Raw genomic sequence first — 15,767 nt, 5'->3', positions numbered from 1 at the left:
CTCATGATACGTGTATATACCAGCAGCGTTATCGATGCTCCGGCCGATCAGGTATGGGGAAAACTGCGTGACTTCAATGGCCTGCCGCAGTGGACACCGTTTGTTGCCGAGAGCCGGATCGAGGGCAATCTTCCCTCCGACAGGATCGGCTGCGTCCGCAACTTCCGGCTTCGATCGGGCGGTACGATACGCGAACAGTTGCTCTCTCTATCGGATTACGAGTTCACCTGCGTCTATTCGATACTTGAGAGCCCGATGGGCGTCGACAATTATGTGGCGACGCTGAAGCTGACTCCTGTCACCGACGGCAATCGCACCTTCGCTGAATGGTCGGCGGAATTCGACTGCGCCAGGGAGCGTGAGAAGGAACTTGCCGAGTCGATCGGGAAGGGCGTGTTTCAGGCTGCGTTCGATTCGCTCAAGAATATGGTTGTCGGGCGCTGATGCTCCCTTGGAGCGGGTTGCAAGCCAGTGTTACTCCTGTAGCCGTTCCGCTACGAACTGGCGGAACAGTGTCATCACCGGGGCCTCGGAACGACCAACCAAAGTGACGTAGGCATAGCGAGCAGTCGCTTCCAGCTTCGGCGTCATGCGCAACTCAACCAGCCGTCCCGCTTGCAAACCGTCACGCGCCGCTGCAGCCACGCCGAGAAACACTGCCTTGGAATGCTCGACGGTGTCGATCAGACTTCCCACGTCTTCACACTGCAATGTGGTCATTTGAGCCGGGTCAGCTTCGGCCCCATAGTGATTCACCATGATGCGGGCAACCTCGTCCGACAAAGGCGTGGATGCCACTGGATAATTCAATACTTGTGAGATTGTTACCGACGGAGACTTGGCCAACGGATGATCGGCTCGGCATATGAAGCATGCCCGCAATTCCGCTACCTGTTCGATCAACAGGTCAGGAGCCGGTATGACCCGGCGAGCATCAACCACTAATGCTTCGAGCTGACGCGCCCGTAGTTGTCCCAGCTGAAGTTCGGTCGTCCCGCGCGTAATGCTGACGCGTACCTCAGGATGGTGCTCGGCAATATGATGCAGCAGGGGAGTCATCAGCAGGGCGCCCGGTCCTGAACCCAATCCAACGCGAATTTCACCACCGCTGCCTTGCTGGAATAATTGAACGCTGCGCCGCAATTCACAAGCGTCCTGCACAATCTGGCGGGCGCGTATGACCACGTCCTGTCCCAATGGAGTGAGTTCATTGCGCTTGCCGATGCGGTCGAACAGGCGGCTACCGAGTTCGTCCTCCAACGCCTGGATGCTTCGGCTCAATGCCGATTGTGTGATGAAAAGGCTCTCCGCCGCGCGACTGAAGGATTTCGTGTCCGCCACCGCCAACAAGTGTTCAAGGTGCTTGATGTTCATGATCCATTCGGAAAACGAATGATAATAAGAAAAATAATACATTGGACACATTGAAAACAGTAGTCGTAGCATAGTTTCACTGGCGGTTTTCCACAATAAAAGGACGGAGACATGATCATGCTGAAACATTTGTTGCAACGCACCTTGATTGCTATGACGGCGAGCCTGGCTTTGACTGGTGCAGCTTTAGCTCAACAGTATCCAAGCAAGCCGGTGACGCTACTGGTGCCTTATCCTGCCGGAGGCCTGTCAGACTTGATCGCCCGCACGGTTAACCCAGTACTTGCCAAGCAGCTTGGGCAACCGGTGATTGTGGAAAATCTCGGGGGCGGCAGCGGATCCGTGGCGGCGCAGCGAGCGCTGAACGCTCCGGCTGACGGCCATATCATTTTTCAAGGGTCGCCCAACGAACTGATCCTTGCACCGCTTGCCAACTCGGCCATCAAGTTCAAGAGCGAAGAATTCCGTCTGGTGCAAATGATCGCGACAGCGCAAATTGCGTTTCTCGCGCGGAAAGATCTTCCCGTCAACGACGTGGACGGGTTTCTCGAATATGCGCAAAAAATGGCCAAGGAAGGCAAGCCGATCACTTTTGCCAGCGTAGGCCCTGGTTCGTTCTACCACCTGCTGGGAGAGCACATGTCCAAGCTTACCCATATCCCGATGCTGCATGTCCCTTACAAGGGCGCCGCGCCGGCGGAGCAGGATTTGATGGGCAGCCAGGTAGATATATTCCTGGCTCCCTATGGCAAGAAGTACGACAGCATGCATAAACAAGGCAAGCTGAAGATACTGGCCATGCTAAACAGCGAGCGTCTTGACGGGGTGAAGGACTATCCGGCGATCAGCGAGAGCAAGGGCCTGAAGAACTTTACCTTCAACATCTGGACCGGCTATTTCGTCAAGAAAGATACCCCCGAACCGATCGTGAATGCCTTGCATAAGGCAATCACCGAGACGCTGACCGATCCGGCCGTACGCGGGAAACTGGAAGATAACAGCCAGCTGCTGCCCAAGCCGCTTCCCCTGGCCGCTGTGGGAAAAGCCTATGCGGATGGGATAGGGCAATTCCGCGCCATCGCAAAGTCCATTAACCTCCAGCCCGAGTAAGCATCATGACGGAGTTGCAGAATCGACTCCTGGAACAGTCCAGGGAATTTGTGGCGCTGCGTCGCGACATCCATCGTCATCCGGAGCTTGGCTTCGAGGAAACGCGCACCAGCGAACTGGTTGCGCAACGCTTGCGCGAATGGGGATATGAGGTGACTTGCGGTTTGGGCGGCACGGGTGTCGTCGGGCAATTAAGGCGTGGCAGCGGCAGCAAATCCCTCGGCTTGCGCGCCGATATGGATGCGTTGCCGATTCATGAAACGACCGGATTGCCGCACGCCAGTTGCCATGCCGGCGTCATGCATGCATGCGGACATGACGGCCATACAGCCATCCTGCTTGCAGCTGCAAAATATCTGGCTAAGCACGGCCGTTTCAACGGCACTCTGAACCTGATCTTTCAGCCTGCGGAAGAAGGGTTGGGCGGTGCCAAGAAAATGATGGACGACGGGCTGTTCGAGCGCTTTCCCTGCGATGCGATCTTCGCGCTGCACAACATGCCGGGTTTTCCGGTCGGGCAGATCCTGTTGCGCGACGGTGCCACAATGGCGTCGAGTGAAAACATTACCATTACGCTGGAAGGCGTCGGCGGCCATGGTGCGATGCCTCATCATGCAGCAGACCCGGTAGTCGCCAGCGCAGCCATCGTGCTCGGGCTGCAAACCATCGTCTCGCGCAATGTACCGCCCTTGCAAATGGCCGTCATTACTGTGGGAGCCTTGCACGCCGGGCAAGCCAATAATGTAATTCCGCAGACGGCGACCTTGCGCTTGAGCGTGCGTACGCTTGATCGTGATGTAAACCAAATGGTAAAACGCCGTATTGAGGAGCTGGTGAACGCCCAGGCAACCAGCTACGGCGTACAAGCCCGTATTGACTTCCACGGCGGCTATCCGGTGCTTGTCAATTCCCTGGCCGAGACCGAAATTGCGCGCGCCGTCGCACGCGAACTGTTTGGAGAACAACAGGTGGTTTCCCAGACTGAGCCATTAACTGGCAGCGAAGACTTCGCCTTCATGCTGGAAAAGGTGCCTGGAAGTTACCTGCTTATCGGGAATGGAGATCGGACAACCGGTGGTCATGGTGCTTGCATGGTGCACAACCCGAATTATGACTTTAACGACGACAATATCGCGATAGGCAGTGCTTACTGGAGTTCGTTAGCTGAACGTTTCTTGCAGTAAGAGCAAATAATGTCTTCGTTCGAGAAGACATCATATCCAGTGATCCAGTGAACGCATGAAAAACGAGCGTTACGCATGCCGCCATGCATATCGGTTGCATGTGCGGCGGTGTTCCCGACTAGTTGCCGCAGGGCGTCGGCTCCGCGGCAGCTTGCTCAGGACGCTAAAGCGATATCGAGCGTTGTCGTACGCGTGAGTTCGCGGCGATGCTTGGCATCGTCGAACGGACGGCCGCGATGCATGGTGGCGCGATTGTCCCAGATGACCAGATCGCCGGTCCGCCACTCGTGCTGGTAGACAAATTCCGGCTGGGTCGCGTGCTCGGTCAAGTCGCGCAGCAACGCCCTTCCTTCCGGCACCGGCCACTCGACCACGCGCGAAGCATGCGAAGCGAGATACAGCGCCCGCCGCTTCGATCCGGGGATGGTACGCACGAGCGGATGCACGGCTCCCTTGAGCTTGTCCTGCTCTTCCTGGGTGAATTCGAAGCCAAGCACCTGGCGCGAGTACACGATGGAATGGTGCACATGCAAATCTTCAATGGTGGCCTTGAGTTCGTCGTCAAGCGCGTCGTAGGCGGCCCGCATGTCGGCGAACTCGGTGTCTGCGCGTACCGGCGGTATCACTTTGCCGAGCAGGAGGGAATAACGGCCGGCCGGATCCACGAATGAAGCATCGGTATGCCAGAGACGGTTGCCAAGATTATTCATGCGCCGGCGATCATCCTTGGCCATGAGTTCGCCCTTTTCATTGACGTTGGCGATATCTGAGAGCGCTTCATTGCCGTGGCGGTTCTTGGTCAGCACTGACAGCGAGGTTTGCGTATGCAGTTTGCCGTCGAAGCGCTGCGAGAATTCCAGCTGTTCCTCGTTCGTGAGCTGCTGGTTGCGAAATACCAGAACGGCATACTTGTCCATGCCTGCGCGTATTTCGTCAAGAACCGATTGATCGCGCGCCTCCTTGAGATCGATCTCGCTTACCTCTGCGACGAATTTAGGGTGGAGCTGCCGGAATGATAAGTTCATGTCTCATTTTCCTTCTAATTGGTACTACCAGATTGGTGGGGCCAATATAGCATCGCCACTCCCTGGCGTCAATTCGCTGCGGGCCGGTTCGACGGCCCGAGGAACCGGTTTTGTGCGACATCAATCTTCTGCTCGCGGCGCTCTATCCTTCGTTCAAGGAAATAGAGGGTAATTCGATATAATCGCGCTGGCTTCCGGCACTGGTCTGGGCGCTTATCGCGACAAGAGGCATGAAGACACCCATGAAAGAACAGGCAGGGGAAACCCAGAAAACCGACAATATCGATTTCGCTGTTTCCGGCATTCTTTCGCTGATCCGGGAAAACCGTCTGGAAGCGGGTGACCGTCTGCCTTCCGAGCGCGATCTGTCGGAGCGCTTCAGCGTGACCCGCAACACGATCCGCGAAGCGCTTTCCGTGCTGGATTCGATGCGCGTCATCGAGCGCCGTCCCAATTCCGGTGTCTACGTGAAGGATATCCGCACTGAAAGCAGCGTGGACCTGCTTGTGCTGCAGGCCGACTTGGGGCTCCCGGGAAATGTCGATGACATCTTTCAGGCCATGGAAGTGCGCTCCATACTTGAACTGCAGGCCATACGCCTGGCCTGCCGGCGTCGAACCGATGCGGACCTTGAAAAGCTGCAGCAGATACTGAAGCAGGCCGAGCAACGGAGCGCGGAGGGCTTGTCGATCAACGAGCAGGACGAGGCTTTTCACATGGCCATCGCCGCGGCGACCAAGAATTCGGTGCTCAGTCGCATGCTCAAGGTTTTTTACCTCATGTCGCGTTCGCGCCGGATGGTCTACTTCTCCGACGGCGAACGCAGCCAGCGCTCGCACCTGCATCATCGCAGGATGTACGAGGCGATCGAGGCAAAAGACGCCGCGGAAGCCGTTGCAGTAATGAAGCAGCACCTCAAGGAGGGCGCGAAGGTATGGGAGAAAATCTTCAGCGCGAAGGCGGCGCAGCCCGGCAATGCCTCAGGGCGCGGCAAGCCGGACGAATGAGCGGCTAAATCTTTTGCTTCCGCATGCAGTGAACGGCCGGGCCCAGAATTGCCGCGCTGCCGATTCACTGCCTGCCTTGTTACGTGACGATATCAGTCGATCTTGATATTGCCGTCCTTGATCACCTTGCCCCATTTCTTGATTTCGGACTCGGTGAATGCGGCAAGCTCCTCGGATGTTCCGCCACCGGGCTCCGCCCCTTGTGCGGCCAGCTTGCTGGTGATGTCCGGCATTTTCAGTATCTTGGCGACTTCGTTCTGCAAGCGGTCGATGACCGGCTTGGGCGTGCCCGCGGGGGCCAGCAGCGCTGTCCAGGAGTACGCTTCATAATTGGGCAGCCCCGATTCGGCCAGCGTCGGGGCGTTCGGCCAGGACTTGAGCCGCTCTTTCGTTGCAACCCCAAGCAGCTTCAATTTCCCCGATTTGACCTGCGGTCCTGAAGACAAAGCGCTGTCGAACATGACGTTGCATGTGCCTGCCGCAACATCCATGAGCGCCGGAGCGCTGCCTTTGTATGGAATGTGCGTCAGATCCACTTTGGCCATGGTCTTGAACAGTTCGCCGGCAAGATGCGAGGGTGTGGCCGGGCCGATGGAGCAGTAATTTCCCTTGTCCTTGTTGTCTTGCGCCCATTTGATGAACTCCTTGATATCGCCGGGCTGGGAAGCCGGCACCACCATGAGCAGGGGCAGGATCGAAGTCAGGATGACCGGCGCGAAATCCTTGGTCGGATGATAGGGAAGCTTCGGAAACAGGCTCACGTTGATGGTGTGAGGACCGCTTCCGGTCATCAGCAGCGTGTAGCCGTCGGGGGCGCTTTTTGCCACCACCTCGCTGCCGATAATGCCAGATGCGCCGCCGCGGTTTTCCACGATCACCGGTTGTTTCAGCTGGTCTTGCAGCTTTTGGCCAATGATCCTGGTCATGACATCGGTCGAGCCGCCGGGCGGATACGGAACGATGATCTTGATTGGCTTATCCGGATATTCCGCATGAGCCGCAGTTGCGAACACCAAGGCTAGAGCAAGGACTGAAGCGCGCGATAGCATACATGTCTCCTGATTTGATTATGCGTCGGTCTTTTGCATATTCAGCCGATATTCTGGCGAGTAATGCGTTTGAATATGTAAGATAAGTGGTAGGACCAGTATTTTGAGTGGATTCTAGGGACTGGAGACGCCAAATGTCAAGGAAATAAGAGACGTGTTTGCGCCAGGATAAAGGCTGAACCGCATGGCCCGACTGCCGATATCAGCGACGATACGCCGGTTCGCAGAATTCGGCAGAGAAGGTGTCGCCCCAGGCAGAGGCTCGACGTAGAAGTAGCTTGCATTTAAGAAATTAAAGATTTTCCAATCAGGTTGGCATGAATACGTATTCATGCTTTAATCGTCTCGTCAAGTGAACGCATGTTGGAGACAAGCTTGCATACGTATTCGAAAGGCAGCCCTGTCACGAGCCACGATATCGCGCGCCGTGCACGGGTGTCGCAATCCACGGTATCGCGTGTCCTCACGGGAAACACAAAGGTTGGCAAGGAAGCCCGTGAAAGGGTGATTGCCGCCGTGCGAGAACTTGGGTACCGCCCGAATGCAATGGCGCGCGCGATGCGCACCAGCCAGACCGGGAACATCGGCGTGGTCGTCTCCCGGCTCGCGAACCCGCTGTATCCCGAACTGCTGCAGATTCTCGGAAAAAGCCTGAACGAGGCCGGTTTCAGGATGGTGGTCTGGAATTCCGACGAACTCGATGAGAAGGCGGCAATGGATGCGATTCACGAAAGCCGCGTGGATGGCGTCATCATGACCACCGCAACCGCCGATTCAACCCCCTTGTACGAAGCGCTGCGGCTGAACGCGCCGGTTGTGCTGATCAACCGGGTGGTCGATGGATGGCCATGCGATCAGGTTTCCAGCGACAACCTTGGCGGCGGCCGCAAAGTCGCGGAATATCTCTTCAGATCCGGACGGCGACGCATCGGCCTGATCACCGGCCCGGACGATGCCAGCACCATACGCGATCGGGAAGTCGGGTTCCGCCGGAGGCTGGAAGCGCTCGGCAACCCGATCGACAGCATGCACTGCGTCGCAGTCGATGTTTTTTCGTACAAGACCGGATTCGATGCCGCATCGCGCCTGCTCGATCTCGCCGACTATCCGGACGCAATCTTTTGCGTGAATGATGTAATCGCCCTGGGTGCCAGGGATGCCGCACGCGCCAGGGGCATCGAGGTGCCGGCCGATCTCTGGATCGTCGGCTACGACGATATCGAAATGGCGTCCTGGCACAGCTTCGAGTTGACCACGATTCGCCAGCCGCTCGCATTGATGGCGGAGACAGCGATCAAACTGCTGCTGCAGCGGATGCGTGGCATCGGCGACGGCTGGCAGCACGTCTGCCTTCCGAACGACCTCGTGATCCGCAGTTCGACCGCGCGGTACGCAGCCAGCGGCTGAGCCAGGCAAACGCAGGAAGAAAAGAACTAGTTTACGCGACGCAGACCGCCGCTGATAGCCGGCGCAACGGGGTCGCTTTGCCCAAAAAATTGCAAACGAGGCAGGAGTCATCCATGGCATTAACAACGAAAGACATTGAAGCCGGCAACCTGGAAGAGCCGTCACGGAAAGTGCCGATTCGGCATGTCGTCGAAGTCCTTGTTGTCGGCGGCGGCTCTGCAGGCATTGCGGCAGCGACCGCAGCAGCCAGGTTGGGCAGAAAGGTGTTGATGGTCGAGCGCAACGGTTTTCTCGGCGGGACCATCACCATGGTCACGCTGGGCAGCATTTGCGGAATGTATACCGTCGACGGCGAGCAGGTGACGCCGGTGGTCGGCGGTTTTGCGCAGGAGCTGATCGACCGGCTGGAGCAGATGGGCGGGCCGAGCGAGCCGATGCGCTGGCTGAAGACGGCCTCCATGCCCTATGACCCGTCGGCGATGAAGATAGCGTGCGATGAAATCGTGACGGAAGCCGGGGTGCAGCTTGCATTCCATTGCACTGCAGTTGCGGTACACAAGCAGGACGACCGTGTGCGCGGCGTGATCTTCGAGGGGCGTGACGGACGCTGGGCCTGTATGGCTGACGTTGTCATCGACTGCACCGGCGACGCAGATATTGCGGCGCTTGCCGGAGTACCGTTCGAGCATGACCCCGCGGTGATCCAGGCGCCGACCACCATGTTCCGTTTCGGCGGCGTCGATGTGGCGCGGGCAACCCGGATTTCGCGGGACGAACTGCGCAGCCATCTGGAAAAGGCGGTTGCCAGCGGGCTCAATCTGCCCCGCACTGCAGGCGGCGCCTTCAGCACGCAGCCGAATTCGATGCACATGAACATCACTCGCGTCGTCAAGGACGATCGCGCCCCCGATCCGCTCGATACCGCAGAACTGACCGAGGCGGAACTGGAAGGCCGCAGGCAGCTGAAGATGTATCTGCAAGCTTTCCGCAACTTTGTTCCCGGTTATGAAAACTGCTACATCGCCGACATCGGCGCCTTCATCGGAGTGCGTGAGAGCCGTCGCATACAGGGCCGGTACTCTCTGTCGCTGCAGGATGTGCTCGGCCAGGCGCGCTTCGCCGATGCAGTCGCCTGCAGCGCCTGGCCTGTCGAGGAGCACGGCGCCGGGCGCGCTACGAAATGGGTATTTCTGGAACCCGGTGCCTATTACCAGCTGCCATACCGGATGATGCTGCCGGCAGGCGCGAGCGGACTGCTGGTTGCCGGCCGCTGCTCATCGGCATCACACGATGCGCATGCATCGATGCGGGTCGCGGCCGTATGCATGGCGCTCGGCGAAGCCGCCGGAACGGCCGCCGCGCTCGCCTGTGATTCCGGGGTGGCACTCGATGCAATAGACATCGCCTTGCTGCAATCGCAATTGCTGAAGCAGGGCGCAATTCTCTCCCCGGCGGCTGGCAAGGCCGCTGCCGAACAACTGCAAACAGAAAGCACGTCATGACGAAAAAATACCGTTCCAATTTCGAACCTGGCACTACCCGCTGGGCACTGCGCAAGGCGCAATGGCATGCACTCGGCATTCCGGAAGCGGACATGGAAAAGCCGAAGATCGCGGTGATCAATACGTCTTCGGAACTGTCGATCTGTTTCAGCCATCTCGACGAGGTGGCGAACATCGTCAAGCAGGCGATCCGGGATGCCGGCGGCGTGCCGTTCGAAATCAAGACCACCGCACCCAGCGACTTCATCACCGGCGCCGGCCGCAGCGGCCGCTACCTGATGCCGGCGCGCGACCTGATGGTCAACGATATCGAAGTCTCGGTCGAAGGCGCGGTACTGGACGGCATGGTTTGCCTGAGCAGCTGCGACAAGACCGCTCCGGCGCACATGATGGCGGCGGCACGGCTTGATATTCCCTCGATCCTGGTCATAGGCGGTTACCAGGGATGCGGCCGGCACGAAGGCAAGCCGGTTGATATCGAGGATGTATTCGAGTCGGTAGGCGAACTGGCGTCGAAGAAGATCTCGATCAAGGATATCTCCGACATGTGCAACGTCGCGGTACAGGGGCCGGGCGTCTGTGCTGGGATGGGTACTGCGAACACGATGCATATTATGGCGGAGGCAATTGGGATGACCTTGCCCGGCAGCGCGCCGGTCGCGGCCCGTAGCGAAAAGATGAAGGAGTACGCGCGCGCTGCGGGGCGCCGCATTGTCGAGATGGTGAATGAAGATTTGCGGCCGCATCAGATCATGACGCCGGCTGCGTTCAAAAATGCCATTACGGTCGGGTTGGCCGTCAGCGGTTCGATCAACATGTTGCGTCATCTGCAAGGCGTGGCGGCGGAGGGCGAGATCCCGGTCGATGTTTACAAGCTAGTGGAGGAACTGGACGGCAAGGTGCCCCTGCTGTCCGCGATCAAGCCCAACGGCCCGGGCCGGATTGAGGAACTCGATGCTGCGGGCGGCGCGCATGCGGTGATGAAGCGGCTCGAGCCGCTGCTCGCAACCGGTGTGCTGACCGCAACCGGGAAGACGCTGAAAGACAATCTGCAGCATGCGAAAGTACTCGATGAAGCCGTGATTACATCACTGGAAAAGCCGGTCAGCCCCGGGCCTTCGGTAGTGATCCTGCACGGCTCGCTGGCGCCCGAAGGGGCGATCATGAAGCTCGGAATCGGCGACAAGGCATCTTCCTTCCGTGGCAAGTGCCGGGTCTTCGAGACACAGGAGGCCGCGATGGGCGCACTCTCGAACGGTGAGATCCGCGGCGGCGAAGTGATCGTGCTGCGTGGTCTCGGCGCACGCGGCGGCCCTGGTGTCGCTTCAGCATCCTGGTTTGTAGCCGCCGTCAACGGCTCCGACCTTGGCAAGGAAATCGCGGTGATCACCGACGGCCAGTTGTCAGGACTGAACCGTGGTTTCACGATCGGCCAGGTGATGCCGGAAGCCGCCGACGGCGGACCGATCGCTCTCCTGCGCGACGGTGACGAAGTGCTGATCGATGTCGAGAGCCGCAAGGTCGAGATCGAACTGCCGGCTCTGGAAATTGACAGCCGGCGCGCTGCTTTGAAACCGTTCCTGCCGTCCGAGCCGAAAGGCTGGCTGCGCATCTATCAGCACATGGTCCGTCCGCTTTCCGAAGGAGGCACGCTGAAACCAAAGACATGATTCGCACCAGTGGTGCCAAGTACTTGTTCGAAGTCCATATATAAAGAGTTGAAAGGAGCATCTGATGAAGACCATCACCAGAATTTTTAGCGTACTGTGCTGTACTGTGGCTGTCGCTGGATTCGGAACCTCGGCATTGGCGCAGAGTGCTGCCAATTTTCCTGATAAGCCTATCCGTTTCATCGTGCCTTATCCTCCGGGCGGCGCGTCCGACGTAACGGCGCGCGTGCTGGGTCAGAAAATGACGGAGATCTGGGGGCAGCCGGTGGTGGTGGAAAACCGACCCGGCGCCAACGGCAACATTGCCTCGGAATTCGTGGCTCGGGCTCCCGCTGACGGCTACACCATCCTGATGGGAAATGTCGGTCCGAATGCAATTAGCGCCAGCATGTACAAGCTTTCCTACGATGTAGTCAAGAGCTTTGCGCCGGTGACCCAGACCACAACCGTTCCTATCGTATTGGTGGTCAACAACTCGCTGCCAGTAAAGAATGTGAAGGAGCTCATCTCTTATGCGAAGACTAACAAGCTCACGTTTGCTTCGGCCGGGAACGGTTCCTCAAACCACTTGACCGGCGAACTGCTCAAATCGATGGGGGGCATCGACATCATGCATGTGCCGTACAAGGGAGACGGCCCGGCGATGAATGATGTGATCGGCGGTCAGGTATCAATGATGTTCGCCACCTTGCCAGCCGCGCTGCCGCATATCAAGTCTGGAAAGGTGCGCCCAATAGGAATGGCAACCGCAAAGCCATCCGCAGTACTGCCCGGTGTTACGCCGATCGCGGATTCAGGCGTTCCCGGCTTCGACTCCAGTTCCTGGGGCGGCATCTTGGCGCCGGCCGGCACGCCGAAGGAAATCATCGCTAAGCTGCATGAAGGCACTGTGAAGATTCTGAAGATGCCGGATGTCGAGCAGAAGATGCAAGCGCTCGGATCTGACGTGGTTGCCAGTACGCCGGAGCAGTTCGGCGAATACATCAAGTCCGAGACTAGCAAGTGGGCGAAAGTCGTCAAGGAATCCGGCGCGACGGTCAACTGAAGATATGGAGAAGGCAGCCGGGCGATTATGATGGAAAAGGCCGGTCTGCCTGAAAAACTGTTTCTTGCGCCAATCGGCTTACCTGGGGCGACCGTGCCGTATGGCGGGCAACCAATCGGTGGACTGTCGGGCTTTCATGTCCGAAAGCGAGGTCACCTCCGTGTGGTCTACTTGGGCAAATCCGGCACTTTTGAACCGCCTGGTGTTGCAAATGGCCGGCACGGTACTAGATGCTGATCAGCGACTTGCGGGCGAAAGATGTCGAAATCGATGCCCACGGAAGGACCGCCAATGCTTCAGTAACGACGCCTTAGCACTGTCAACAGCGAATTTGCATGCCTCGACACAACCCGATGGCCCGCTATACGGATTGAATAATTCGAATCCATTCAGTCCCCATTTCTTACCTCAGGATACTGGCATTGGAAACGTGGCAGGAGGTGCCGCCTCTGCAGCGAGCCGGCTCATCTTTGCCACCGGAAGATGGCTGGATCACTGCACGGTCGCTGGCGGTCGACATGATCCGCGCCATCCGGGTGATCGACAACGCGGATGGCAATGCAGGGTACAAGGGCCTGGCATCGAATAATAGCGGACGGCTTAAGCAACATCGTCCTGAGCGCATCGATGTAGCGGCACTATTGATTGATACTCGCTCCCTCCACGATCCATTGATTAAATGTGGCACGTTCGGCGTCTGTCATATTCGTCGCATTGCCTAACGGCATGCGGCGCGCCTGGATTGCAGCGTTCATCAACGGCGCTGCCGCACCGATCTGCGCCGGCGAGTCAAAGGCCAGTCCAGATTGGTTGAAACCGATTCTGGTACCACTGGTTGCCGAGTGGCACAGCAAGCAGCGTGCAGCCACGATCTCCCTAATCTGGCTGAATGCCACGCTCGGCGTCGGCGCCATCGGGGAGGCTGGCGAGGCAGGGGCTGGTGTAGGTGTAGGTGTAGGTGTAGGTGTAGGTGTAGGTGTAGGTGTAGGTGTAGGTGCTGCTGCCGCAGGCGGGACAGGTGCAGGTGGCGCAGGCGGCACTTCCGGCGCAGAAGTAGTCGGCGTGGCAGGTGTGGGTGTAGGTGTCCCGGCGGTCGGTGTCGACGCTGGCTCCGCCGTCTGTGCCGGTGCCGTATCGTCTCCTCCTCCGCCGCCACATCCAGCCAGCAGGGCGAGCAGGATGATCACTGGTGATATCGCCATCTTGTTATGGGTCGTCTTCATGGGCTTGCTCCACATCGTCGAAATCAGAGATACATGTCGGTTCAGACAGCGCCGCACCGCCGTTGCACTTGCATGCCATGCGGTCATGACGGTATATGCCACGCCAAGGCGAAACGGTTCATCCAAAGTGATGGAAAAATTCAAGCGATGCGCGGCGGAGCAGAGACGTCTAGCTACGAATGTGCTTGCGGACAAGAAACCCGCTTGTTCCCTATCAGGCAGACGTTTTCGATTTCAAGCCGAGCCCGTCGAAGAAGACAATGTCCAGCGGTCCTGAGAGTTAGAAGCGCATGGGTTACGGTCGCCTCCCTCCACGAGGTGCACCCTTGCGCTTGCCTTTGAAACTGCTGGCGATCCCATGGGATCGCCGCTCAATATATTCAACAGGGGGGCAATGACGGTTTTATCAGCCGCGTCCTGCAGCATCAGTAGTTAGATATTGAAGGTGAAATCATTTTGTAGAGGGAGCGAAATGGCGGTCAGGGCCCGCTGTCTTTGCCGAGCCCCAAGGCATGAAATCTCCTGCTCCCTTGCAATGGCAGGTGACTGAGACCAGCAGGTATGCTGGCACGCTAGGAAAGGTTCTCCACCTGCAAGGTTTGCATGAAATTATTTCGGGAAGGTAGCCCCTGGGAACGGATGCGTGCCTTGCTTAAAGGCGTTACTGGAAACAAGCTTGATGACGTAAATTCGAAGGACTATCCTGACAGTAGCTAACTCATACTGCGCACACTTGGGTGCAAATCAAAATGAACCAGATGTGCCACCGAATGTGGAAAGTGCTTGCCATACGTGTAGCAGGTGCAGCATTGACAATTCCGGCCAGTGCACTGGCAGGTGGAGATGTCGGGGGCGACGTGGAGGCCAAGTTCTTAATGGTCATCAATGAACCGGGAACCTACCGACTCAGCGAGGACTTGGTCGTGACTGACGCACACACGACCGCCATCGAGATCAACGCCGATGATGTGACAATCGACCTGAACGGCTTTTCGATTTACGGTACCGGCTCCTGCACACAGCCGCCTGTATCCTGTTCCTTGGTCGGAACGGGCAATGGAATACACGCCTTGGGACGGGAGAGAGTTGTCATTAAAAACGGCGGCATCTACGGAATGGGAAACGTCGGGATATATCTGAAATCCAATTCGAGCCAATTGGAAAGCGTACACGTGTCCGGTAACGGAAGCGGCGGCATCGTCATGTTTGGCGGTCTCATCCGCAACAGCGTCATTGAACACAACGGTGGAGATGGTATTGCCGGCGTCGACATCCTCTTGAAGGAAAGCGTCATCAGCGAGAATCGGCAATATGGTTTCAAGGCGTATGGCGATTCATCCTATGCCGATAGTACTTTCGGTGGAAACAATAACAATGGCATACAGGTCGATGCCCATGCAACTTCACACAGCGGCAACTTGTGTAACGCAATGGCTTGCAGTAATAACCTATTTCGGTAGGGCTGAGTACGAAGCAGTGAGACCGCGTGTGAAATACAGTATGGTTACCAAAATCACTGTCTCTGCCCTATGCCAAGCGGTGCGGTAGGATGGAGCCCCAACTCGCTCCTTCAGCATTGCCTCTTGCGTGGACGTGATCATCATACGAGGTGGCGACAGGGTGATTCCAGACATTCGAGCGATGATGTCAAAAGTCGCCCAGGACGATATTAGCTAGTCGTGCCTGAAGTACTGATGCGAGCCAGTACTGGTGCGGGTTGGCGGGGAACTTTGGGGTTTTGGATTCACCAGAAATAGGGTACGCCGCTACGATTTTTTGGTGAATTCATGGCCCCCAAAGAGATTCCTCCCGCGCAAGATCCAGCCCTTGCGCCCCGTGAGCTGGCCAACATGGTTGACCCTCGGCATGCATTGGTTACCTTGGCTGGCAAGATGGATTGGCAGGCGGCAAGCGCCCAGTTCGGTCCTTTGTATGTCCCGGGCCGTGGTCGACCTGCCATTTCAATTCGCCTCATGGTGGGCCTGCATTATCTTAAGCATGCCTTCAATCTCTCAGATGAACAAGTCGTCATGCATTGGGCCGAGAACCCATACTGGCAGTACTTTTGCGGAGAACAGTATTTCCAGTATCGCTTACCTATCGATCCCAGCCAGATGTCACGCTTTCGCAAACGTATCGGCGCAAGCGGCTGTGAGTTCTTGCTTAAGCTA

Annotated in this window: 15 protein-coding genes; 11 read left to right on the top strand and 4 right to left on the bottom strand. The window is 57.7% G+C overall.

Annotated elements, in window-relative coordinates; genetic code table 11:
• The first annotated feature begins 3 nt into the window (after window positions 1-3).
• Window positions 4-444: an SRPBCC family protein gene (locus IGW03_RS16315; protein WP_194723629.1), complete on the top strand. Its 441-nt coding sequence runs from the start codon at window positions 4-6 to the stop codon at window positions 442-444.
• 30 nt (window positions 445-474) lie between these two features.
• Here the strand turns inward: IGW03_RS16315 and IGW03_RS16310 are convergent, their stop codons facing one another.
• A complete protein-coding gene (locus tag IGW03_RS16310) occupies window positions 475-1,374 on the bottom strand; it encodes a LysR family transcriptional regulator (RefSeq protein ID WP_194723724.1) in 900 nt (299 codons plus the stop codon).
• 111 nt (window positions 1,375-1,485) lie between these two features.
• On the opposite strand from IGW03_RS16310, the gene IGW03_RS16305 reads away from it, so the two are divergent.
• Entirely contained in the window at window positions 1,486-2,484 is a 999-nt protein-coding gene (locus IGW03_RS16305; protein WP_194723628.1) for a Bug family tripartite tricarboxylate transporter substrate binding protein, read from the top strand.
• A gap of 5 nt (window positions 2,485-2,489) precedes the next feature.
• Window positions 2,490-3,668: a M20 aminoacylase family protein gene (locus IGW03_RS16300; RefSeq protein WP_194723627.1), complete on the top strand. Its 1,179-nt coding sequence runs from the start codon at window positions 2,490-2,492 to the stop codon at window positions 3,666-3,668.
• A gap of 155 nt (window positions 3,669-3,823) precedes the next feature.
• On the opposite strand, the gene IGW03_RS16295 is transcribed toward IGW03_RS16300, so the two are convergent.
• On the bottom strand, window positions 3,824-4,693 hold the full coding sequence (locus IGW03_RS16295) for a TauD/TfdA dioxygenase family protein (protein WP_194723626.1): 870 nt from the start codon (window positions 4,691-4,693) through the stop codon (window positions 3,824-3,826).
• Window positions 4,694-4,935: 242 nt separating this feature from the next.
• Between IGW03_RS16295 and IGW03_RS16290 the strand changes: the two genes are divergently transcribed.
• Complete coding sequence (locus IGW03_RS16290; protein ID WP_194723625.1) at window positions 4,936-5,700, top strand: FadR/GntR family transcriptional regulator; 765 nt, start codon at window positions 4,936-4,938, stop codon at window positions 5,698-5,700.
• A gap of 92 nt (window positions 5,701-5,792) precedes the next feature.
• On the opposite strand, the gene IGW03_RS16285 is transcribed toward IGW03_RS16290, so the two are convergent.
• On the bottom strand, window positions 5,793-6,749 hold the full coding sequence (locus IGW03_RS16285) for a Bug family tripartite tricarboxylate transporter substrate binding protein (protein ID WP_194723624.1): 957 nt from the start codon (window positions 6,747-6,749) through the stop codon (window positions 5,793-5,795).
• A gap of 375 nt (window positions 6,750-7,124) precedes the next feature.
• Here IGW03_RS16285 and IGW03_RS16280 point away from each other — a divergent pair, with 375 nt between their 5' ends.
• The 5 genes from IGW03_RS16280 (at window position 7,125) to IGW03_RS16260 (ending at window position 13,095) form a co-directional block, all read left to right on the top strand.
• Complete coding sequence (locus tag IGW03_RS16280) at window positions 7,125-8,156, top strand: LacI family DNA-binding transcriptional regulator (RefSeq protein ID WP_228535620.1); 1,032 nt, start codon at window positions 7,125-7,127, stop codon at window positions 8,154-8,156.
• 113 nt (window positions 8,157-8,269) lie between these two features.
• Window positions 8,270-9,658 (top strand): FAD-dependent oxidoreductase, encoded by a 1,389-nt coding sequence (locus IGW03_RS16275; protein ID WP_194723622.1) that lies wholly within the window; start codon window positions 8,270-8,272, stop codon window positions 9,656-9,658.
• Window positions 9,655-11,328, top strand: a complete 1,674-nt coding sequence (ilvD, locus tag IGW03_RS16270; protein ID WP_194723621.1) for a dihydroxy-acid dehydratase — start codon at window positions 9,655-9,657, stop codon at window positions 11,326-11,328. Before IGW03_RS16275 ends, ilvD begins: the two co-directional genes overlap by 4 nt.
• Before the next feature lie 64 nt (window positions 11,329-11,392).
• Window positions 11,393-12,373 (top strand): Bug family tripartite tricarboxylate transporter substrate binding protein, encoded by a 981-nt coding sequence (locus tag IGW03_RS16265; protein WP_194723620.1) that lies wholly within the window; start codon window positions 11,393-11,395, stop codon window positions 12,371-12,373.
• A gap of 422 nt (window positions 12,374-12,795) precedes the next feature.
• Window positions 12,796-13,095, top strand: a complete 300-nt coding sequence (locus IGW03_RS16260; protein WP_194723619.1) for a hypothetical protein — start codon at window positions 12,796-12,798, stop codon at window positions 13,093-13,095.
• A gap of 154 nt (window positions 13,096-13,249) precedes the next feature.
• On the opposite strand, the gene IGW03_RS16255 is transcribed toward IGW03_RS16260, so the two are convergent.
• Entirely contained in the window at window positions 13,250-13,531 is a 282-nt protein-coding gene (locus IGW03_RS16255) for a hypothetical protein (protein WP_194723618.1), read from the bottom strand.
• A gap of 814 nt (window positions 13,532-14,345) precedes the next feature.
• Between IGW03_RS16255 and IGW03_RS16250 the strand changes: the two genes are divergently transcribed.
• Both IGW03_RS16250 and IGW03_RS39260 read left to right on the top strand, forming a co-directional pair.
• Window positions 14,346-15,056, top strand: coding sequence for a right-handed parallel beta-helix repeat-containing protein (locus tag IGW03_RS16250; protein ID WP_194723617.1), 711 nt, complete (start codon window positions 14,346-14,348; stop codon window positions 15,054-15,056).
• A gap of 327 nt (window positions 15,057-15,383) precedes the next feature.
• Window positions 15,384-15,767: transposase (locus tag IGW03_RS39260; RefSeq protein ID WP_194723616.1), on the top strand; the 384-nt coding region annotated here is incomplete at its 3' end.

It is taken from the genome of Noviherbaspirillum malthae (genome assembly GCF_015352985.1).
GTDB classification, from domain to species: Bacteria; Pseudomonadota; Gammaproteobacteria; order Burkholderiales; family Burkholderiaceae_D; genus Noviherbaspirillum; species Noviherbaspirillum malthae.
Note: the sequence above shows the minus strand (reverse complement) of the source record. Positions and strands in the feature narration are given on the sequence as shown.